Below are 20,828 nucleotides of genomic sequence, written 5' to 3' on the forward strand. Positions count from 1 at the left end.
AGAACTGAAGAACCGAGAGCATATCGCTTTCGGTTCTTTTTGGTCTACTCGTCCTTTAGTTACACCCATTCAATAACTTGATCCGCAGGTCGCCGAGTCTTTCCGCGTGGCTCATTCAGACGATATCCAAAAGCCACCATGCAGGAAATGCCGAAATGCTCGGCATCCATGATCCTTCTTCGGAAAGAGTTTGTTCGATTTTGATTTTGTTAAAACCTTCCAGTTGTTTTTTGGCCCCCCAAGATTATGGGAGCAGCTTCTCACGCATGGCGTTACTTTGGACGACAACGAATCTCCAGGGTTCAATGCCAAACGAGTTGGGGGATAAACGACCTGTTTCGAGAATAAAATCGAAGTCCGATTTGGAAGAACTCTGACTCCGATTATTAACTTAATGAAGGATTTGGGGAGAAGACTATAAAACCAAGCATCGTGTAGGCGTTTCGAGATCGCTTGGAATCACTCTGGCCATTCGCTCAATTCCGCAATTTTGCTGTTAAAATCATAAGTGACCTCGGCCCCCAGCTTGTCAAAAACAGAACGGAGGGGAATAAACGCCTGCCCCTTTCCGGGCAATAACCCCGTTACTTAGGGAGACAGGCGTACCGTTGAGGCGGACGAGAATCGGTTTTTGTACAGGAACCGGCGTACTGTAAAGAAATTCATAATCCCCTATGCCGAGCTGTGAGCATGGAAGCAGAATATGGCTTGGGACGAGCTCCTCCAATGGTCAGCCCGTAATTCGGCTGCGCACGATCAATAAGGTTTGTTCTTTGATTTGTGCAATTTCACGGATGAGTGTAGCTGTTTTGGTTTCATAGGATTGTTTGACATCTAAGTCCTTTAGTGAGGCAAGGTTAATGTCAACGGTAAGCAGGGCGGATTGAGCAGCAGCTTCAAACAGGATTGCGCCTATGCCGAGATCAGAAATGACATTTTTATTGGACGCCTCCACAATTCGGTAGGCGTGGGACAATCCGTCCCGGCATACTTCCAGCAAACGCATCGGCACCTCAATGGCGGCGATCACTGCGTTCTGTAGGGAATGGGTTCGATAGCGTTTTTCTTCGTCTGTTTCTTTGGGCAAGCGCAATGCGGTCATGTATTGTTCAAAGGATTGAATGTCTGCGGTCATCAGTTCCTCACAGCGCGCAGACAGATTTTCCATGCTATGAATCACTTCAGTGATTTGTCCATGAACATGCGCGTATTTTTCTCCTTGGGAAAGGTTGGCGGTCATGGAGGTCATAGCCGCGCCCAGTGCCGCTGCCAGTGCGGATACACTTCCTCCTCCGGGGGTAGGCGCTGCGCTTCCAGCTTCTTTCAGAAAATGCCTGATGGAATCATTCCACGACAGTTCACTCATGAATAAACCACCTCTCTGGAGTATTGTTGCAGGTCAATCGCTTTGAGCAGATTTTTGTACAAAATTGCAGTCGTTAATGTGCCGACACCGCCGGGCACGGGAGAAATCGCATGTATCTTTTCTCCAACGTCTAAGGCGGCATCCCCCACTATTTTTCCCTCCAGCGTCTCGTTAATTCCTGCATCCACCAGAATCAGGCCGGGATGCACCATATCCTGTGTAATCACATCAGGGCATCCGACTGCGACGAAGGCAATATCTGCATGACTCAAATGCTCTGCAATATCACGTGTGCCCGCATGACAGGCGGTGACGGTCGCATTTTCTCTTTGCAGCATGTGAAAGAGCGGGAGTCCCACGGTCTGTCCGATGCCAACAAGAGTAACATTTTTGCCTGCCAATGTATGGCCGTAATGTTTGAGCAGTTCAATACAGGCTTGAGGTGTAGCGGGATACAGTCCAGCTTCCCCTGTAACGGTAGCCAGTTTATTGCCCGGGGTAATTCCATCAATGTCCTTGTACGGGGCGATGGACTGTTTGATGACGGATGCGGATAAATGCTGGGGAAGGGGCAATTCCAGCATAATGCCATGAACATGAGAGGCTTCATTCAGGCTGTCAATCAGGTGAAGGAGCTCGGCTTCTTTAACATGGCGGTCAAAGATATGAAGATGAAAGGAGATGCCCAGCTTCTCCGCTATTTTTTGCTTGGTCCGGGCGTAGTAGGCAGAGGCAGGATCGCCTTCTACCAACAGTGTTGCCAAATGAGGGCGATGCCCTTGCTGTTTCATTTGTTCTACCTGGGTACGGATCGTTGAATACACTTGCTCAGCTGCTTCTTTGGATTTCATAATGATAGCCATAGTCCGAACCTCCTCTAAATTTATCGCATAATGGAATCAACAGGGTGTCATGGTCTTGTAAAACGAAAAAAAGTATTTGCACAAGGTCGTCACGACAGACGAATCCTCTGCAAATACTTCTCCCAGGCGAACGGCACGCTTTCATTGTATGCTCCCTCGTGGTTGATTCCACTGACTTCGCCAGTCACATACAGCGTTATTTACTTTGTATTTTAACAAATATTCTACCGAAAATAAACCCGTGAACATTTGGCAAAGAGGTAATGTTATTTGCCTATATGACAAATGTCATATCCCTGAACTGACATTTATGACTACATCGAACACAGGTACCCCCTTATACTAAGGTTAGATCAACATGTACGCCTGACGAGATCAAGGTATGGGCGTCATTTTAAAGGAGGATCAACACTAAGTATGACACAACTCCCATTAGCCCAATTGAAAAAAAATATGGCTCCCTACGAGAAAATAAACACGAGATCCAGCGTTCTGCAACTCATTAACACCCTGGGTCCACTGATCCTGCTATGGTATGCCGCTTATCTTAGTCTGTCGGTATCGTATTGGCTGACCCTTCCCATTACTATTATTGCTTCCGGGTTTGTTATACGAACGTTTATCATTTTTCATGATTGCGGTCATCAATCGTTCTTCAAAAGTCGCAGGCTGAATGACATTGTAGGCACGATTACAGGTGTTATTACACTTTGCCCGTATGACCAATGGAAAAATAGTCATGCGATCCACCATGCAACCAGCAGTAATCTGGATAAACGAGGCACAGGTGATATGTGGGTGCTTACGGTGGAAGAGTATGTAGAAGCTTCTGCATGGACACGACTGGCTTATCGTATATACCGGAGTCCATGGGGTATGTTCGGACTCGGTCCGATCTACACTTTTTTGATTTCCTATCGCTTTAACACAAAGAATGCAAAACGCAAGGAAAGAATAAATACGCATGTAACGAATATATCTCTAGTTTTATTGTATGCACTGTTGTGCTGGACTATCGGTTGGCAGGCTTTTGTTTTGGTGCAGGCACCTATTTTTTTTGTATCAGGTGTGCTGGGAATATGGTTGTTCTATGTACAGCATCAGTTTGAGGATTCGTATTTTGAGCATGATGAAGACTGGAGCTATATTAACGCAGCCGTAGAAGGCAGTTCTTATTATAAGCTTCCTAAGGTATTGCAATGGATTACAGGTAATATCGGTTTCCATCACGTTCATCATTTGAGTCCGAAAGTGCCGAATTATAATTTGGAGAAGGCGCATGATGCAACCCCGCAGCTTCAAAAAGCGACGACCATCACGGTAAGAACCAGTCTGCAATCTCTGAAGTTCCGGCTTTGGGATGAAAGTACGAAAACCTTTTTGACCTTTAAACAAGTGAAGCCGTTGCTCACCAAACGGGTTGCCGCTACGAAATCCGTTCCCACATCTGTTGTGAGCACGGAAAGAAAATAACTTTGTACGAAACGCGATATGATAAGATAAGGGATGTAAGCTGAATTAGTGAATCATAAAGGGTGGGTAGGATGCAAAAATGGTATCAGATTTTCCAAAGAAATACGGGGCTTAGCCCTTATGTGTGGATTGTCTTTTATATCCTGCCCTTTTATTTTTTTAGCTCTTCATCTACAAGTCATATTATTCTGGGCACCGCCATTATTTTAGTTTTTTTTGCTTGTTATGTGCTGGCTTTTGTTTCGCGGGGCTGGCTGATATACTTCTGGACCAGTGTACAGATCGTCATATCGATTACGATGACGCTGCTGTTCAGCTATATGTATTTTTCCATATTTATCGCCTTTCTGATCGGTAATATTAAAAGTAAAGCCGCATTTACGACACTGTATATTCTTCTTATGATTATTACCATTGGATTGATCAATTATGGTTTTGTTTCTGATAATCCTGTTTTTATTAAGCAGATCCCTTTTATTCTGCTGAATCTGCTTGGTGTAATCTTGATTCCGATAACCACTTTTAACCGAAATAAAAGTGATCGGCTTCAAGTGCAATTGGAGGATGCCAATAAGAAAATATCGGAATTGATTAAGCTGGAGGAGCGGCAAAGAATTGCGCGCGACCTGCATGATACCTTGGGTCAGAAGCTGTCACTCATCGGGCTGAAAAGTGATTTGGCTGGCAAGCTGATGGGTCAGTACCCGGAGCGGGCTCGCGCTGAAATTAACGATGTCCGTCTTACGGCGAGAAGTGCGTTAAAAGAAGTGCGGGAATTGGTCACTCAGATGCGAGGTATGCGATTAGAGGATGAATTACTGCGTATTCGACAGATTTTAAAGGCTGCTCACATTGAATTCACCTTGGAGGGCGACCCAAAGCTGGAGCATACGTCTTTAATGAACGAGAATGTGCTTAGTATGTGCATGAAAGAGGCGGTGACCAATGTGGTTAAGCACAGTGGTGCTAGAGCTTGCTTCATTGCCATTGAGCCGTCTCGTAAGGAGCTGACCCTTCGGATTCAGGACAATGGAGTCGGCGTTACGGGAGAACATGCAGCCTTTCGGGGGAATGGTCTGCGAGGGATGAAGGAAAGACTCGAATTTGTGAACGGCTGTATGGAACTGCGTTCAGATCAGGGAACGGTCCTGATCATTAAAGTGCCGAATATCACTGAAAAGCCAAATGAGGAGGTGGGGCCATGATTCGAATTGTCATTGCGGAAGACCAGCGTATGCTGCTGGGTGCTTTGGCCTCCCTGCTGGACTTGGAAGAGGACATGAAAGTAGTCGGAAAAGCAAGCAACGGGGAAGAGGCTTTAGAACTGGTCAAGCTGCATCAGCCGGATATATGCATCATGGATATCGAAATGCCAATCAAGAGCGGATTGGATACGGCTGAGGAACTTAAAGGCTTGAATTGCAAGGTGCTGATTCTAACCACGTTTGCCCGTCCCGGATATTTTGAACGGGCCATCAAGGCAGGCACGCACGGTTATCTGCTCAAGGACAGTCCCAGTGAAGAACTGGCTTCCTCGATTCGAAGTATTATGGCAGGCCGGCGTATCTATGCCCCGGAACTGGTCGATGATGCTTATGCCGAAGTCAACCCACTAACTGAGCGTGAAAAGACCGTTTTGGCGCTCATTGCAGACGGAAAGAACACAAAAGAGATTGCTGGTGAACTGTATATAACGACAGGAACGGTGCGCAATTATATTTCAGTTATTCTCGATAAGCTGGGTGTCAGCAACCGGATTGAAGCGATTATGCGCTTTAATGAAAAAGGCTGGTTTAAATAAGCGATAGCAGAAATGTCCAAGGAGAAACAGGGTAGCTATGAAGGAAGACATAGCCTCTCTGTTTTGTTGTTTTATCCGTAGATTTGATATGCCTTTAGCCTACTTCCTTGTGATACAATAGGATAGCTGTCCATGGGATGGACTGAAGTACAAGGAGGAACGGAAGCACATGAAACAAGCCCCGTTTATAGCTGTTGAAGGGCCGATCGGAGCAGGAAAAACGACTTTGGCTTCGATGCTTTCAACGGAGCTGCATATGCCGATTATTAAAGAGATTGTCGAGGAGAATCCGTTTCTCGATAAATTTTACCAAAATATAGATGAGTGGAGCTTCCAACTGGAAATGTTCTTTCTCTGCAATCGGTACAAGCAACTGGAGGATACGGGCCTGCAATATATCGAGAAAGCACAGCCTGTTATTTCCGACTATCATATGTATAAAAATCTGATTTTTGCTGAGCGCACCCTAAAGGGTGTGAAGCTTGAAAAATATCGCCAAATCTATCATCTGCTCACAGACGATATGCCTAAGCCGGATATGATTATCTACATTAAAGCCGATTTGGATACGCTGCTAGGCAGAATTCGCAAACGGGCGCGCTCCTTTGAACAGGAGATGGACCCAGCATATCTGGAGCAGCTCATCACGGATTATGACAAAGGCATGCAATTTCTCGCCGAACAAGCTCCTTTTCCCAAGATATTGACCGTTAACGGGAATGAGATTGATTTTGTAGAAAACCGAGCCCAATTTGAACAGATTGTTTCCGATGTAAAGGAGCTTATACAATGAATAATTACAACATCCCCGCGAATGCCCTGATTACGGTAGCGGGTACGGTAGGTGTTGGTAAATCCACGCTGACGGGCGCTCTGGCTGAACGCCTAGACTTTAAAACCTCACTGGAGAAGGTAGATCATAATCCATATCTGGAGAAGTTTTATCACGATTTCGAAAGATGGAGCTTTCATCTGCAAATTTATTTCCTGGCCGAGCGCTTCAAGGAGCAAAAAAACATTTTCTTGTCCGGTGGAGGCTTTGTGCAGGATCGTTCGATTTATGAGGACACAGGAATCTTTGCGAAAATGCATGCCGATCAGGGGACGATGAACCCTACGGATTATGAAACGTACACCGGTCTGTTTGAGGCGATGGTGATGACGCCATTTTTCCCACACCCGGATGTACTGGTCTATCTGGAAGGCAGCTTGCCATCCATACTGAGCCGGATCGAGGAGCGCGGTCGTGAAATGGAGATCCAGACAGAGCGATCTTATTGGGAGCAAATGCATCGCAGGTATTCCAATTGGATCAACGAGTTCGATGCCTGTCCTGTGCTTCGCATGAACATTGATGAATATGACGTGCATGACCCAGCTTCCATGGATGCCATTTTGGTAGAGGTAGGCAAGATTATCTCCAAAAAATAGAAGTAGGTATAAAACCCAATAAACATACAAGGACTGTGGTACAATCAGAGATGAATTTGGCTGATGATCGCAGTTTTTTTTTGTCGAATAGATTATTTCTAAGGACGAAGTATGCATAACCGTATAGTGGACAAGCTTAGGCTAGAATGCGAGAATAGATACATATATTAAATGTAAATTACTCACGGGGAAGGATGGGATACTGTGATGCGTTTTGGTATTATTGGAACCAACTGGATAACGGAGAGATTTATTCAAGCCGCGGTAGAGACGGACGAATTTGCCCTGACGGCGGTGTACTCACGAACAGAGGATAAAGGCATAGCTTTTGCCGCCAAATATAACAGCCATCCGGAGGTATTTACAGACCTAGCGCAAATGGCTGCAAGTGATCAGGTGGATGCCGTATACATTGCCAGTCCCAACTCCTTGCATGCGGAGCAAGCGATTGTGTGTATGAATCACGGAAAGCATGTGCTGTGCGAGAAGCCGTTTGCCTCCAATGCAAAGGAGGTGCAGAGCATGATTGAAGCCGCGCGCAACAATGATGTTTTGCTGATGGAGGCCATTAAATCCACGCTTATGCCAAACTTTAAAATTGTTAAAGAGCATATGTATAAAATAGGCCGGGTTCGGCGTTATTTTGCAAGTTATTGTCAATATTCATCACGCTTTGATGCTTTTAAGCAAGGAAAAGTGTTAAATGCCTTTAATCCGGCTTTTTCGAATGGCTCATTGATGGATCTTGGGGTTTATTGCCTGTATCCTATGGTGGCATTGTTCGGCAAACCGGAGGAAGTTCGTGCGGTTGGCGTGCTCCTGTCCTCTGGTGTAGATGGGGAAGGCAGCATTGCTATGCGATACCAGGATATGGATGCTGTCGTCATGCATTCCAAAATTGCCGATTCCTATTTGCCAGCCGAAATTCAGGGTGAAAATGGAACGATGGTGATTGATAAAATTAGCCAACCGTATGAGGTGAAGATTCATTATCGGGACGGCACGATTGAGGATCTGACGAAAGCACAGACGCGTGAACCGATGTATTATGAAATTCAGGAGTTTATTGATCTGATTAAAAGCGGAGAACGCAATAGCTCCGTTAATTCACTGGAGTGTTCACTCGCAGTCGCCGAAGTGATGGAGGATGCAAGACAGCAGATTGGCCTTCGCTTTGAAGCGGATTTGAAAAATACGTCTGCACATTAGTTGGATAGTGATTCAACGATACCCTGGCACAGGGAAACGGGGCTGCCGGTTTTGCATACTTTGCAAACATCCGGTCGGCCTTATTTGGTTTTATATGCCCCAAAAAGTGTAAGCTGCTGTGATCACAGGAGAATGAAGGATGTATCCGTTTTTATTCACAGATTTCCCTCTTGTCTTAAGGTGTTAATCATGCGGTGTGCTTCAGTTGACATTCAAGTCGCAAATTGTCCCTTAAAATCGCGCTTGATCCGGAGTAAGCCAACAAACCGGCCCTAATCATCAGCAAGCTTATTTAGAATACGTTATACTATGAAATATTGTAAATGTTCGACTTAAAACTGCTATTTGGGAGTGAGTTTGATATGGCGAAAATCGTTAAGGTGAAAGATGTTCTGATCGGTGAAGGCGCGCCTAAAATCTGTGTTCCGATGGTGGGAGAAACGTGGGAGCAACTGAAGGAAGAAGCTGTCCATTTGCGTACACTCGACCTGGATATCGTGGAGTGGAGGGTCGATTTTTTCGAACATGTAGAGGATTTGGAGAAGGTGAAGGCTACCTTGAATGAAATCCGGTCCATCTTGGCGAATATTCCGCTCGTCTTTACGTTCCGCAGCGCCCGGGAAGGCGGGGAAAAGGAAATTAGTACGGCTAGTTATGTGGAGTTGAACCGCACGGCAGCCGAAACGGGACAGGTAGATATCATTGATGTGGAGCTTTTTAATGACGAGGCCGATGTGAAGGCGCTGGTGGAAGCTGCGCATAAGCATAACGTATCCGTGATCATATCCAACCACGATTTTCAGAAGACACCGTCGAAGGAGGAAATCGTATCTCGGTTGCGTAAGGCGCAGGAGTTGGGAGGCGATCTGCCTAAAATAGCGGTCATGCCGACAAGTACGGCCGATGTGCTGACCTTGCTGGATGCCACGCGTACCATGGCAGAGGAATATGCAGACCGGCCTATTATTACGATGTCGATGGCGGGAAAAGGTGTCGTGAGCCGTCTGACCGGAGAGCTGTTTGGTTCGGCTTTAACCTTTGGTGCCGCTAAGAAAGCTTCTGCGCCAGGGCAGATACCTGTCACTGAACTGAGAGAAATATTAACAGTGCTGCACAGTCATTCATAAAAGACACATGGTATTCATGCTGGCAACCCATGAACTAGCATCAAGAAAAGGAAGGCTCGCATGCAGTAAGCATGATTGAGCCTTCCTTTTGTTAAGTGTTTGTGAGTTCAGGAGACGCAGGTGGTCTACCGATGATCCTGTTAGAAACTTAATTCAATCCACGGGTAGGCTCATACAGTTCCCAACCGAGATTTAGAGTTTGAATAATATAGTCTGCGACTTCTTCTTCATCCAACTGATCTGTATCGATCTTGGAGTGATTCACCGCGTAAGTGTCTTGTCTGGAACGGAAAAGAGCTTCAATTTCCTCCAAATTCTTGTTTTGCAGATTGGGCCGGGTATCAATGAGCATCTTGAGTCGATCCTTCCAGGATTCCCAATTTAAATCTAAAAAGAAGACAATAGATGAAGCCAGGCAGGCCTGTTTAACCTCTTCTTGTAAAAAGGCACCGCCGCCAACCGAGATGACTTTCAGGCGGGTATTGTTGCATAGTTTGAGAATATGATCTTTTTCAATCTCACGGAATCTTTTTTCTCCATATGTTTTGAAAATTTCTGTGGTCGGCATATTGTACTCTTGTTCAATCTCCTGATCAATATCCACAAAGTCCCGATACAGCTTGCGCGCGAGATGGGAACCGATCGTTGTTTTGCCTACGCCCATAAAGCCGATGAGCACAATATTTTGTTCTCTTAATGGAATCTCACTATTGTTTTGCACGATAACCACTCTTTTCTCACCAGTAATGTTGAGTTGTAACGCTTCAAAGCATTAAATACATTATACGTTCATCAAACAAGTCATTCAATAGTATAGATCACGTCAAAAGCGAGGGTCAATGGATTCATTGTACGAAGGTGGTGATACGGGTTCAAAGGCTTTAAATCCGGTAATACGAGCGAGTCTGGCAATACTAAATATTAATTGAAACAGGATAGGAACGCTCAAAAGACAAGCCGGGCTTCGTTCAGAACGAGTACTGTGATATGATCGTGCTACTACACTCTATACAAAAAAGTTGGGAAGCTATGAGTCTATTTCATCCATATGTGAATGTTGACGGTACTTTGAATGATACGCAGGTATGGAGTCGGGAAGTTTTATATACAGGTACAAATGATAGACATGTTGAACGTTTTTACGTGTCACCTTCTGAGAGTTATGTGTTCAAGCCGTTAACCAATGATGGGCAAGAAGGCCGGGAGAGATGGGTTTATGAGCATGTACTTCCTTCACTACCGTCGGTTTATCCCCGATTGCTAGATTGGTCTGATTCGGGGGAAGATGGCAGTGGGGAATGGATGATTTTTGAGGACCTTGGTCCGTTACATCATCTACACGAAGAAGAAACCATGTTGCGAGCTGTTGGACTTGTAGCAGGATGGCATGCTTTGCCGACGGATCGTTTTACCGGAATTACACTGCGAGGACCGAAGCCGCTTATTCAAGATTTGGTTGCTGAACTGTATATGCGCCAGCTTGATGTGCTGAAGCTTTGCAACTCGTTAGGGGTTCCTAAACAGCAGGTGCAGCGTATGTATGCACAGTTGGATCCGTTCACTTTTTCACCGCAGCTTGTGCTGTCTCATGGTGACCTTCATCCGGGAAACTATGCGCTAAGTGGGGATCGGCTGATGGTGCTGGATTGGGAGCATACCCATTTGAACACACCGCTTTGGGATGTGTATCATCTGATTGATATGTCCCATCCATTGTATCCTCGGCGTATGACGTCCGATTTGCGAATTTGCTTGCTGGACAGGTATTTGGAGCAGATGGAGCTGCTGGGAGCAGGACTGGATCGGGGCACATTTATGCAAGAATACAGCATGTTTGCCGTGGTATTTACACTATGGATGCTGTTGTTAATTGAAAGTGATTTGCGAAAGATCGGAACGAAATTGTATATAAACGGTGATAAATGGTCAAAAGAGCAATTAGAAGCCCAACGGGGCGAGGCGTTAGCCTGCTTGAACCAGTGCGCAGCGATGCTGGAATGGGGACAAGCCAGACGATGTAAATCAAGGGTTTGAACTACAGCATGCATACAGATCGCAAAACGAAGGTGGGGATATATATGAAAAAAGTCGGTTTGGTCATGAGAAAAATACAGTTTGCCGAAGCGCAGGGCCCGCGTATTTTTGCGGAACGTCTGAAGCAGATCGGGCTGGAGCTGGGCGTGGACATCGTATTTGTGTCCCCGGAGCGCCATGTCAGCAGCCATGATTGGCTTCCAGGTTATGAACATGAAAAGGGCGATCTGGTCAATTATGACGTGGTACTCGACCAGCTTCATGAGCAGCAGATTGAGCATGTTATTTATACGGTATCCGGCTTTACATATTTGAATATGTTTTTTAAAAACAGTGTGCTTTTTCCGCACAGTTTTCCTGATCCGGCGCTTACAGGCTATGAGATGATGAAGCCTTTTTACCAGATTGTGGACAAGGCTATTGTGCAGACTGACTTTCTCAAGCAGGAGATGGCATCCAAATTTGGTGTAACCGATGTGACGGTCATCCCCATTGGATTTAATGAGCGGCTGGTGGAAAAGCATTTTGACCCTTCGCAGGTCGTGGAGAATCGGGTGATGTGGATTGGAAGGGATGAGGAGAATCGGCGTCCTGATCTGGTGTTGGAGTATGCACGGCATAATTCCGACAAGGAAGTTTACATGGTGTTTGGCGGGGAACGCTACAAGGAAAGCATGAAGAAGTACGATATCCCTGACAATGTGAAGCTTCAATTTGCGTTGACGCAGGATGAGGTATTCGCGCTAATGAATACGGCGAAAGTATACTGGAGCTGCTCCCAATTCGACACGTTTGCGATGCCGCTGACCGAAGCGCTGGCTATGGGTAAAATCGTCGTGAAGCCTGAGCATCCTTGCTACGGACATATCAGCTCCACGCACTCTTTTTCGGGCAATGAGAAAAACTGGTTCGAGCTGGTCAATATGGCTGCTGCCTCACCTCGTCGGGTTTCCAAGGAAAATCAGGTGTATGCAATGGAAAAGTTTTCAAGTAAGGTGATGAAGCAGGGATATCGGGACTTTTTTGAGGCTTGGTTAAGCTGAGCAGGTAACGTCGCAGTAATTGCGAGTATATCATTAGAAACCACATTTAGCGACCCAATTGCAAGAATTTTACATACTAAGTAGATATGATTTATGTATTTTACAAAAGCGACAGGTATGAGCGGAGTAAATATGTTATTTTTATAGTATGGATTCATGCAAGGGGGATACAATGGTGACGCTTAAAGTGGTACACAGTATTACGGATTTAATTGGAGATACGCCTTGTGTGCGGCTCCAACGGTTAACCGGACCGCAGGATGCGGAAGTGTATGTGAAGCTGGAATACTTTAATCCCAGCGGCAGTGTTAAGGATCGGGCGGCGGGTAATTTGATTGACGAGGCGGAAAAGGCCGGACATTTAAAACCAGGTGGAACTATTATTGAGCCGACCAGCGGGAATACGGGGATTGGCTTAGCGATGAATGCGGCTGCCCGAGGCTACCGTGCGATTTTGGTGATGCCGTCGAATATGACGAGGGAACGAATCAATATTTTAAAAGCGTACGGGGCTGAGGTTGTGCTGACACCAGCGGAGGAACGGATGTCAGGAGCGATTCGCAAGGCGCTGGAACTGGGGGCTGAGATTGAAGGGAGCTTTATCCCGCATCAATTTGAAAACGAGGCCAACCCGGATATCCACCGTACGACGACTGCACTTGAAATTTTGGAGCAGACAGAAGGCAAGCTGGACGTGTTCGTCGCTTCTTCGGGAACGGGCGGTACGATTACGGGAACGGGTGAGGTGCTGCGCCAGCATTTGCCGGATCTGCGGGTTGTCGTGGTAGAGCCGAAGGGTTCGCCCGTGCTGTCAGGTGGCAAGCCTGGTCCGCATAAGCTGGTTGGTACTAGCCCGGGATTCGTTCCTGCCGTACTGAATACGGATATTTATGACGAAATCATACAGGTTTCGGATGAGGATGCGATTGCAATGACACGGGCCATTGCTGCTCAGGAAGGAATTCTCGTCGGACCTTCCAGCGGAGCTACAATATGGACGGCAATTCAGGAAGCTCGGCGCTTGGGACCAGGTAAACGGGTGCTTTGTATTGCCCCGGATACAGGAGAGCGTTATTTGAGCATGGGGATTTTCGGATAAAAAAGGTGCGATTCGGTGCACATCGTTATACACGATCACATGTAGGTCCACCCTTTGTCCTAGTAGGTAGAGGATGGACCTGTTTGTGTTCAAGTAGCCAGTAGCTAATCCTCTTCGTATCTTGCAAGTGCTCTGGCAGTTGTTTCCTTCATTCGGGAAATGAGCCGGGAGCCTTGGACGACTTTGACGCGTTTGCCGAGGAAACGGATTTTGGACAGTATATATTCATCTTCGTCTGCCTGAAAAGTGAGCGTAATGTGATAGGTATCAGCATCCTGAATATACTCTACTTCTTTCTCAAAGCAGGAAAAGGCGTATAAAATACGGGATATTTCCCCGTTGTAGATAGGAATAATTTCGATGATGCCCTGTTCTTTGCGTGACTCCAGAATACCGAGTATACGTTGGGTGAATTTTTCGGTCTCTTCAGATGAAATTTCCTCTTCGGTGATGGTTACGATGTTGGACAGCTTGGTGGACATCAGCGCACGGTGTCTGCGGTTGTACCAAAGCAGGCTCCATTCCTTTTTGACCATGGAAAATTCCAGTTTATACGGAAAACCGGACATGCGCTCATGAACACGCCCGTTGCGCAATCTGTAGCTCATACAGATACCTGAGCGTGACCGCAGGATGGGACGCAATATACGCAGGAGCGGATGATAAACCGGGGAGGCAGGGATGCCGACCTTTTCCCTCAAGCTGCCATCGACCTCCAGCGGCTCGTCTTCTGCGAGTATTAGCCGAAGCTTATCGAGCGTAGACGGGGTAAAAGCTTCCGTCGCCGCCGGATCTGCCAGCATGGACTGGAGCCAGATTCTTTCCTGCGATGTGGTAGCAAAAGCGCCCGATTCATCCAGCCGCGAGACGATCTGGTAGTTAAATATTTTCTCGAATAGGCTCATAATAGGCTTGAAGCTCCTTCCATTCCTGCTTGAATTCCTGACGCAGCCGCTTAGGTTCCAATACCTCACAGCTTGATCCAAAGCTGCGAAGCCATGGTTTAATCTCGGTGATTCCGTTCACCGTAATTTCATAGATAAAGGATTCACTTTCTTCCTCTGTGATCGTTCCCCATTGCCCCTGCAACAGCACACGTTCCCGAATAAAGTTGCGTTTGGCACCTTCGGGATTGAAAAAACGTACCTGCACCTTCACGGCGCGCCCGGTATCCACAAGCCAACTATACCGCATTCTTTCTTCCAACACGGCCAGCAGGTCGGCAAAACGCTGCTCCGACACGGATTCGCCCCCCACCAATTGTGTCATGCCCTCCATGCGGAACTTCATGATTCCTTTGCTGCCCACCTGACCCAGCACATACCAACGCCCGTATTGATGATCATAGATGACTTGCAAGGGGAGAATGGTGTGTTCACGGCCTTCGGTTTCTTTTTCAAACAGCGGATTCGTGTTCTGTGACCCGTACATGCTTCGTTTGGCCGCCGAAAAGTACAAAAAAGTCACACAGCGACGTTGCCGAATGGCGTGAAGAAGCGGAAGAATATGAGCCTCATCCAGAATGCGTGAGTAATAGTGGTACTTGTATAAAAAAGGTTCTGCCATCTCCTGATCCCCAGCTTGACGGCGCATAGCTTTTTTCAAATGATCCCGCAGCAGATATCCCTGTACAGAGGGAAGCTGCGTATTTGCCATAATATCCACAAAGTCATACAGGTCCAGTAATTCCTCGTCTGTCAGTCCGGTGACCAGATCGTTGCGGACAGCATAGCGATAAGGTCTGCCTCCGGATTCCTTGCGAACTACGCCCACTTCGACCAGATATTTCAGGTCCGAACGGATCGTTTTCTCTTCCGGTAGCGTACTGTCGGGAGGCAGCCCGTCGCAGCAGGCATCCAGCAGCTCCATGGTGGTCAGCGGTTGTGACTGTAGCGCTGTCAGCAGAAGGGCCAGGCGGATGCTTTCCGACTCCTTGAGCGATTTGGCCCGAAACAGAAATAGTAGTAGCGGATCAGCGGATTCATAGTAGTTGAAGCGCAGCATTTCATTGAAGTCATGTCCCTGTTCCGCAGGTAACTGCTGCTGCACAGATTGAACGATTTCTTTGAGACGCCGGATCGTTTTATCAAAGGTATGTACCGAAATGCCCAGTCTGTCTGCAAATTGCTGTCGATTATAAGCGCCGCTCGTCAGTGTCAGCATGCGCAGAAATTGAATTTCTTTATCAAAGCTCTCTCTCGCCATGGCGGATTCCCCGTTTCTGTTGCCGTTCTCCGAAAACAAGTATCCCTTTATTTTAACAGGGAAGAGATGCAGGGAAAAGGGAATTTATTCATCTTTGTAATACTTTCGCCATGTTCGCGGCAAGCAAAATAAAAGATAATATAAATACCAAGCAGAATCTGCCAACCAAGCCGGGACGTAGAATGAATGAGGGATATTCAGGAAATATCAAAGTATAAAAGCGGTGGTTAGGGAGGGAATAGCATGACAGATATAAAACATGAGCGGGATTCAATTAAACCGGAAATGCATGAAGCGATATTGCATGAGCTGCGCGTTTTGGAGAAGGAGGAGCAGGTGCGCATTGTATATGCCTGTGAATCAGGCAGCCGGGCGTGGGGATTTCCTTCACAGGATAGTGACTATGATGTACGTTTTATTTATGTAAGGCCCGTAGAGTGGTATTTGTCCATTTTTGATAAACGGGATGTGATTGAGCGTCCGATCAGCGATTTGCTGGATATCAACGGCTGGGATTTAAAAAAAGCGCTCAATCTGTTTCGCAAGTCCAATCCGCCTTTGCTGGAATGGCTGCAATCCCCGATTCCCTATCTGGAGCCCTATTCAGTGGCAGAGCAGATTCGCGCTATATCGCCGTTAACTTTTTCGCCTAAGTCCTGTATGTATCACTATCTGAATATGGCGCGGGGAAACTATCGGGATTATTTGCAAGGAGAACAGGTGAAGATTAAAAAGTATTTTTATGTGCTGCGTCCGTTGCTGGCCTGTGGCTGGATTGAACGCTATAACAGTATGCCTCCGATGGGATTTGAAGACTTGCTGGAGGAATTCATTCCGGCAGATACAGAGCTTTATCAGGTGATCGGACATTTGCTGCAGCGTAAAAAAGCCGGCGAGGAACTGGATATTGAGCCACAGCTTTCGGTGGTGAATGATTTTATCCAGCAGCAAATGGCTTATTTTGAACAAAAGGCGCCTTTGCTCCAGCATATGGAGGGCGGACGTGATCAGCAACTGGATGATTTGTTCCGTGCTGTGGTGGAGGAAGTATGGCAAGCATAGGGCTTGGAAGGGGAAAAGGAACATGCATATCACATTAAAAGCGACAGGAACGAATGCGGGGATGATTTCTCATTTGCTCGCTAAAAATCCTTACAATACGTATGATCGCACGGAAAAAGGCGTACGGGTGCGCATGGTGTACACCATTTTTACCGAGGAAGAGGCTGAGATTGTCATTCAGGCTTCGCCTGATTCTATTGATCTGGTCAAAAACAGTCCGGATAGCTATGACATTACACAATATATTAATGACCGTGAGTTTGTGACGAGCAGCCTGTTCTGCTCCTATATTCGTAGTGCGTTGGGGACGGCCTTGAACGGTAAACCCAAGGAGGAATACGCGGAATGGGTGAATCATCCTTTTGCGCTGGAGCTATCGTTTGGTCCCATTGCTTCTGATTTGCCAGATTCTGTAATGGAGGGATTGTTTGCTCCGCTGGGCTATCAAATGGTCATGGAACGCGGGGAAGCAGATTATTCTTTTCAGCTGAAAAACCGAAGTACGGTCAGATATATTACGTTAAGCGGCTGTCAGACGGTGCAGCATGCGCTGCGGCAGTTATTTTTGATGATTCCGATACTGGATAATTACAAGCATTATTACATCAGTGAGGATGAGTTTGACAAGCTGAAACGTTATGGCGAGGGCTGGCTGGAGGAGCATCCGCTGCGTGAGTTGATTATCCGGCGTACGCTTCGTTTTGCCAATCTGATCGAACAGTTTGAGCAACAAGTCGCTGTTGAGCCTCATCCAAAAGGGCAGTCTGGGCGTGCTGAAAAGCATGCTGCACCAGATCAAAAGCATAAGCAGGCTCACGATCAGCAGCAAGAACAGTCGCAGGAGGAAGTGAAGCCAGAACCTGTAGTCCGTCTGAATGAGCTGCGCTATCAAGCTATTATGAACGTGATCCGCAAGCTGCCCCGGCGTCAGAAGATCGTGGACTTTGGTTCAGGCGAAGGGAAGCTGTCGGCCCGGATGGCTCGAATGACGGGCGTCGAAGAAATTTGGGCGGTGGAGCCGTCCGCTCAAGCACAGGTGAGAGCCATGGAGCGGTTTGCCAAGCTGGAAAGGCATGCTGACGCGATTAGCCCCACACCAGTGACAGGCTCCCTCTTTTATTATGATGAATTATTGCGGGGCAAGGATGTTATGATCCTGTGCGAGGTTATCGAGCATGTGGATGAGCATCGTCTAAACCGGGTTATGGAGACCATTGTGACGGAATATCAGCCCGGTGTGCTGATCGTAACGACTCCAAACCTGGAATACAATGAAGTATATAACATGGATCAGCAGGAGCTAAGGCATGGGGATCACCGATTTGAGTGGAGCAGAACGGAGTTTCAAGAACGGTGTGAGCAATGGATTAAGGAAGCTCCTTATTCATTATCGCTGGAGGGTGTTGGAGAAGAAGTCGTAGGCTTCGGCCAACCGACTCAAATGGCTATATTTACGCGCAGAAAGGGGCAGAGGGACGCATGAGCAGGAGCATTTCATCCAAACGTACGATTGAGTTACCACATGCCGGACTGGTTGTGCTGGTGGGAGCCTCCAACAGTGGTAAAACCACTTTATTGGACAGGCTGGTGAGCGAAGGGATTTTGCTGGAGACAGAAATCGTATCCTCGGATCATTTTCGCAAGCTGGTCGGAGATACGGAATTTATAGACTGGCGCGGACTTCCAAGGCTGGAATCGGACGTGCTGTTCTACGAATATCAGCAAATGTCGGCCAAGGCGTTCGAGGCAATGGATACGATTTTGGCTATGCGTTGTCGCTTGAATAAGCTGACAGTTGTGGATGCCACCCATCTGTATGCCGAGGACCGTCAAAAATATGTACAGCTTGCAGGCAAGGCGAATGTTCCCGTTATTGCTATAGTGCTGGATGTACCCGAATCCGTGCTGCTGGAGCGGGATTCAGGCAGGGAGCATCCGCGTGGTCGCCAACGTGTCAAGCAGCAGGCACAGCAATTGAAGCGGAACCTGCGCGGTCTTCGGGCTGAAGGCTTCGACTCCTGTTATGTGCTTAAGGATGTAAAAGAAATGAGCTTTGTCCGCCGTGACCATCCGCTGTTCCATGAAATCGGGGCAGGAATTGATATCATTGGCGATATACACGGATGCTATCGCGAGATGATGGAAGTGATAGACCAGCTTGGATATACGGAGGATGCAGAAGGGCTGTATCGTCATTTTGATGGAAGAAAGCTGGTATCTGTCGGGGATGTGATGAGCCGTGGCCCGGAATCGTTACAGGCGATGTGCTTCTGGAAAAAGCAGGTGGATGCTGGATTAGCGTATATGATCGACAGCAACCACGGCTGGAAAATCGGCCGCTATCTGGATGGGAGAAAGGTTACACTCAGTCACGGGGATGAACGCTTTGCAATGGAGCTGACCCAATATGAACACAAAGCGGGCAAGGAAGCAGCAGAACAGCTTAGAAGCGAGTTGAGGGATTTTCTGCTGGCTGCACCGTCTCATCTTATTTTTGGTAGGGACGGTTTACGAAATGTGGTGGTGGCTCATGCGGGGATTAAGGATCATTATATCGGCAAGCAATCGGCGCGAATTTCGGATTATTGTCGTTATGGAGATACGGAAGAACAGGATGCGAACGGCAAACCGATCCGTAAAGACTGGTTCGTAGAGCATGAATCGGGAGAAATAGTGGTATGGGGACATGATCCAAGACCGCAGCCTACAATTGTGAACCAGACGGTCAATATAGATCAGGGCGTGGTATTCGGCGGTATGCTGACGGCTTATCGTTATCCTGAAAAGGAGTTTATCAGTGTTCCAGCCTATGAGAATTATGCGAATGATTCGGATAGCCCTTTGGTCCGATGGGAGAAAAAACGTTTTTCCCCGCCGAATTTGCGCAAGCTGGTGGCAGGGTACAGCGTGCTTACGGAAGCGTACGGTGAGGTTCGCATACAGGGAGAACTGGCCAAATCTGCTATAGATACGGTGTCACATGTGACGGTGCCGATGGAGGAACTGGTGTATATTCCGCCGACCATGAGTCCCGCCCCCATGGTGTCTACGGAGGAAGGATATCTGGAGCATCCGCGTGAGGCGCTGGCTTATTATCGCGGGCAGGGAGTTCAGACGATGGTAGCGGAGAAAAAGCATATGGGCAGCCGTGCTGTTTTGTTGTTATTCAAGAACGAGCAGGCCGCTGTTGAATATGTAGGTTACCCGACGCTGGGTACGATTTACAGTCGGAGCGGGCGGGCTTTCTTTGAACCGGGTATCGGCAAGCAGGTGCTGGCGAAGCTGAATCATGATCTCCAGAACGCTGGATATTTTGAACGGAACCGGACGGAGTTTGTTTTACTGGATGCGGAAATTGTACCGTGGAATCTCAAGGCCCGGGAACTGATTGCCTCACAGTATGCGCATGTGGGTGAAGCTGCCCTTCTGGACCGCAGCAAGCTGATCAACAAGCTGTATCAGGCCAAGGCTGGGGGACGGGAAGTTGGAGACTGGCTGGAGGAAATGGAGCGGAAATATGCGAATGCGGTAATGTTTCAGGAGGCATTTCAAAAATATTGCTGGGATGTGGACGGTCTGGATGAAATCCGTATTGCACCGTTCCATACGCTGGCACACAGCGAAAAAGCGTTTTTCGACCAATCTCATGTATGGCATATGGAGCAAAACCGGGAGTTGGCTGGTATGTCATCGCTGTTTATGGAGACGGAGTATCGGGTTATTACGGATGAGGCAAGCGAGGAAGAGGTCATTCGCTGGTGGAGCGAAATGACAGAGGATGGTCACGAAGGAATTGTGATCAAGCCGGAACGCTTTTTGATGAAAAACAGGGACAAGCTGATTCAGCCTGCAATCAAGGTGAGAGGACGCAAATATTTGCACATCATTTATGGTATGGATTATCTGGTGCCAGAACATTTAAAGCGTCTGAAGCAGCGGCGAACGGGTAAAAAGGAGCGCCATGCGTTGATGGAGGGGGCGCTTGGTATGGAGAGTGTGGAACGCTTTGTCCGCAAGGATACGGTGGAGCATATTCATGAATGCGTCCTTGCCGCTCTGTCGCTGGAATCGGAACCGGTTGATCCGAGATTATAGTTTTATAAAGGAGGAACTGA

At 47.3% G+C, this 20,828-nt stretch carries 18 protein-coding genes, 1 pseudogene and 1 riboswitch; of the genes and pseudogenes, 13 read left to right on the forward strand and 6 right to left on the reverse strand.

From position 1 onward, the window contains the following. Positions 1-59: 59 nt before the first annotated feature. The 3 genes and pseudogenes from ACWGOO_RS07400 to ACWGOO_RS07410 all read right to left on the reverse strand — a co-directional run. Positions 60-367 (reverse strand): annotated as a pseudogene (locus ACWGOO_RS07400) (nitroreductase family protein); the annotation flags it as partial. 363 nt (positions 368-730) lie between these two features. Further along, entirely contained in the window at positions 731-1,366 is a 636-nt protein-coding gene (locus tag ACWGOO_RS07405) for a cyclodeaminase/cyclohydrolase family protein (protein ID WP_354453671.1), read from the reverse strand. Then, complete coding sequence (locus ACWGOO_RS07410) at positions 1,363-2,229, reverse strand: bifunctional 5,10-methylenetetrahydrofolate dehydrogenase/5,10-methenyltetrahydrofolate cyclohydrolase (RefSeq protein WP_452482137.1); 867 nt, start codon at positions 2,227-2,229, stop codon at positions 1,363-1,365. The genes ACWGOO_RS07405 and ACWGOO_RS07410 overlap by 4 nt, the downstream gene beginning before the upstream one ends. Before the next feature lie 113 nt (positions 2,230-2,342). After that, positions 2,343-2,427, reverse strand: a riboswitch (ZMP/ZTP riboswitch). Between the two features lie 219 nt (positions 2,428-2,646). Here ACWGOO_RS07410 and ACWGOO_RS07415 point away from each other — a divergent pair. The 7 genes from ACWGOO_RS07415 to aroD all read left to right on the forward strand — a co-directional run bounded on the left by ACWGOO_RS07415 (position 2,647) and on the right by aroD (position 9,270). Next, positions 2,647-3,702, forward strand: coding sequence for a fatty acid desaturase (locus ACWGOO_RS07415; RefSeq protein ID WP_452482138.1), 1,056 nt, complete (start codon positions 2,647-2,649; stop codon positions 3,700-3,702). 71 nt (positions 3,703-3,773) lie between these two features. Further along, positions 3,774-4,907 carry a sensor histidine kinase gene (locus ACWGOO_RS07420; RefSeq protein WP_452482139.1) on the forward strand — a complete coding sequence of 378 codons (1,134 nt, stop codon included), beginning with the start codon at positions 3,774-3,776 and terminating at the stop codon, positions 4,905-4,907. Continuing rightward, positions 4,904-5,503 carry a response regulator gene (locus ACWGOO_RS07425; RefSeq protein ID WP_452482140.1) on the forward strand — a complete coding sequence of 200 codons (600 nt, stop codon included), beginning with the start codon at positions 4,904-4,906 and terminating at the stop codon, positions 5,501-5,503. The genes ACWGOO_RS07420 and ACWGOO_RS07425 overlap by 4 nt, the downstream gene beginning before the upstream one ends. Before the next feature lie 169 nt (positions 5,504-5,672). Continuing rightward, the gene (locus tag ACWGOO_RS07430; RefSeq protein WP_452482141.1) at positions 5,673-6,296 is read left to right on the forward strand and encodes a deoxynucleoside kinase; all 624 of its coding nucleotides are present in this window, start codon (positions 5,673-5,675) and stop codon (positions 6,294-6,296) included. Further along, the gene (locus tag ACWGOO_RS07435) at positions 6,293-6,934 is read left to right on the forward strand and encodes a deoxynucleoside kinase (protein WP_452482142.1); all 642 of its coding nucleotides are present in this window, start codon (positions 6,293-6,295) and stop codon (positions 6,932-6,934) included. The genes ACWGOO_RS07430 and ACWGOO_RS07435 overlap by 4 nt, the downstream gene beginning before the upstream one ends. Before the next feature lie 207 nt (positions 6,935-7,141). Beyond that, the gene (locus ACWGOO_RS07440; RefSeq protein ID WP_452482143.1) at positions 7,142-8,143 is read left to right on the forward strand and encodes a Gfo/Idh/MocA family protein; all 1,002 of its coding nucleotides are present in this window, start codon (positions 7,142-7,144) and stop codon (positions 8,141-8,143) included. Between the two features lie 362 nt (positions 8,144-8,505). Then, positions 8,506-9,270 carry a type I 3-dehydroquinate dehydratase gene (aroD, locus tag ACWGOO_RS07445; RefSeq protein WP_452482144.1) on the forward strand — a complete coding sequence of 255 codons (765 nt, stop codon included), beginning with the start codon at positions 8,506-8,508 and terminating at the stop codon, positions 9,268-9,270. A 148-nt stretch (positions 9,271-9,418) separates the two neighbouring features. Here aroD and ACWGOO_RS07450 read toward each other — a convergent pair whose 3' ends face one another. Continuing rightward, a complete protein-coding gene (locus ACWGOO_RS07450) occupies positions 9,419-9,991 on the reverse strand; it encodes a shikimate kinase (protein WP_452482145.1) in 573 nt (190 codons plus the stop codon). A 266-nt stretch (positions 9,992-10,257) separates the two neighbouring features. On the opposite strand from ACWGOO_RS07450, the gene ACWGOO_RS07455 reads away from it, so the two are divergent. The 3 genes from ACWGOO_RS07455 to cysK all read left to right on the forward strand — a co-directional run bounded on the left by ACWGOO_RS07455 (position 10,258) and on the right by cysK (position 13,446). Beyond that, the gene (locus ACWGOO_RS07455) at positions 10,258-11,304 is read left to right on the forward strand and encodes an aminoglycoside phosphotransferase family protein (protein WP_452482146.1); all 1,047 of its coding nucleotides are present in this window, start codon (positions 10,258-10,260) and stop codon (positions 11,302-11,304) included. A gap of 44 nt (positions 11,305-11,348) precedes the next feature. Beyond that, on the forward strand, positions 11,349-12,347 hold the full coding sequence (locus ACWGOO_RS07460; protein ID WP_452482147.1) for a glycosyltransferase: 999 nt from the start codon (positions 11,349-11,351) through the stop codon (positions 12,345-12,347). Positions 12,348-12,522: 175 nt separating this feature from the next. Then, positions 12,523-13,446 carry a cysteine synthase A gene (gene cysK / locus ACWGOO_RS07465; protein ID WP_404592730.1) on the forward strand — a complete coding sequence of 308 codons (924 nt, stop codon included), beginning with the start codon at positions 12,523-12,525 and terminating at the stop codon, positions 13,444-13,446. Positions 13,447-13,550: 104 nt separating this feature from the next. Here the strand turns inward: cysK and ACWGOO_RS07470 are convergent, their stop codons facing one another. Both ACWGOO_RS07470 and ACWGOO_RS07475 read right to left on the reverse strand, forming a co-directional pair. After that, a complete protein-coding gene (locus ACWGOO_RS07470) occupies positions 13,551-14,351 on the reverse strand; it encodes a WYL domain-containing protein (protein WP_452482148.1) in 801 nt (266 codons plus the stop codon). Then, positions 14,326-15,651, reverse strand: a complete 1,326-nt coding sequence (locus ACWGOO_RS07475) for a helix-turn-helix transcriptional regulator (RefSeq protein WP_452482149.1) — start codon at positions 15,649-15,651, stop codon at positions 14,326-14,328. The genes ACWGOO_RS07470 and ACWGOO_RS07475 overlap by 26 nt, the downstream gene beginning before the upstream one ends. 243 nt (positions 15,652-15,894) lie before the next feature. On the opposite strand from ACWGOO_RS07475, the gene ACWGOO_RS07480 reads away from it, so the two are divergent. The 3 genes from ACWGOO_RS07480 to ACWGOO_RS07490 are packed head-to-tail and all read left to right on the forward strand — an operon-like array spanning position 15,895 to position 20,808. Further along, positions 15,895-16,713, forward strand: coding sequence for a nucleotidyltransferase domain-containing protein (locus ACWGOO_RS07480; protein ID WP_452482150.1), 819 nt, complete (start codon positions 15,895-15,897; stop codon positions 16,711-16,713). 22 nt (positions 16,714-16,735) lie between these two features. Beyond that, positions 16,736-18,196, forward strand: a complete 1,461-nt coding sequence (locus ACWGOO_RS07485; RefSeq protein WP_452482151.1) for a 3' terminal RNA ribose 2'-O-methyltransferase Hen1 — start codon at positions 16,736-16,738, stop codon at positions 18,194-18,196. Then, entirely contained in the window at positions 18,193-20,808 is a 2,616-nt protein-coding gene (locus ACWGOO_RS07490) for a polynucleotide kinase-phosphatase (RefSeq protein ID WP_452482152.1), read from the forward strand. The genes ACWGOO_RS07485 and ACWGOO_RS07490 overlap by 4 nt, the downstream gene beginning before the upstream one ends. Positions 20,809-20,828 lie beyond the last annotated feature (20 nt).

This window comes from Paenibacillus sp. NPDC055715 (assembly GCF_053617595.1).

Coding starts and splice junctions, on each gene's coding strand:
- ACWGOO_RS07405 (WP_354453671.1), bottom strand. CDS start 1,366: ATGAGTGAACTGTCGTGGAATGATTCCATCAGGCATTTTCTGAAAGAA.
- ACWGOO_RS07410 (WP_452482137.1), bottom strand. CDS start 2,229: ATGGCTATCATTATGAAATCCAAAGAAGCAGCTGAGCAAGTGTATTCA.
- ACWGOO_RS07415 (WP_452482138.1), top strand. CDS start 2,647: ATGACACAACTCCCATTAGCCCAATTGAAAAAAAATATGGCTCCCTAC.
- ACWGOO_RS07420 (WP_452482139.1), top strand. CDS start 3,774: ATGCAAAAATGGTATCAGATTTTCCAAAGAAATACGGGGCTTAGCCCT.
- ACWGOO_RS07425 (WP_452482140.1), top strand. CDS start 4,904: ATGATTCGAATTGTCATTGCGGAAGACCAGCGTATGCTGCTGGGTGCT.
- ACWGOO_RS07430 (WP_452482141.1), top strand. CDS start 5,673: ATGAAACAAGCCCCGTTTATAGCTGTTGAAGGGCCGATCGGAGCAGGA.
- ACWGOO_RS07435 (WP_452482142.1), top strand. CDS start 6,293: ATGAATAATTACAACATCCCCGCGAATGCCCTGATTACGGTAGCGGGT.
- ACWGOO_RS07440 (WP_452482143.1), top strand. CDS start 7,142: ATGCGTTTTGGTATTATTGGAACCAACTGGATAACGGAGAGATTTATT.
- aroD (WP_452482144.1), top strand. CDS start 8,506: ATGGCGAAAATCGTTAAGGTGAAAGATGTTCTGATCGGTGAAGGCGCG.
- ACWGOO_RS07455 (WP_452482146.1), top strand. CDS start 10,258: ATGATCGTGCTACTACACTCTATACAAAAAAGTTGGGAAGCTATGAGT.
- ACWGOO_RS07460 (WP_452482147.1), top strand. CDS start 11,349: ATGAAAAAAGTCGGTTTGGTCATGAGAAAAATACAGTTTGCCGAAGCG.
- ACWGOO_RS07470 (WP_452482148.1), bottom strand. CDS start 14,351: ATGAGCCTATTCGAGAAAATATTTAACTACCAGATCGTCTCGCGGCTG.
- ACWGOO_RS07475 (WP_452482149.1), bottom strand. CDS start 15,651: ATGGCGAGAGAGAGCTTTGATAAAGAAATTCAATTTCTGCGCATGCTG.
- ACWGOO_RS07480 (WP_452482150.1), top strand. CDS start 15,895: ATGACAGATATAAAACATGAGCGGGATTCAATTAAACCGGAAATGCAT.
- ACWGOO_RS07485 (WP_452482151.1), top strand. CDS start 16,736: ATGCATATCACATTAAAAGCGACAGGAACGAATGCGGGGATGATTTCT.
- ACWGOO_RS07490 (WP_452482152.1), top strand. CDS start 18,193: ATGAGCAGGAGCATTTCATCCAAACGTACGATTGAGTTACCACATGCC.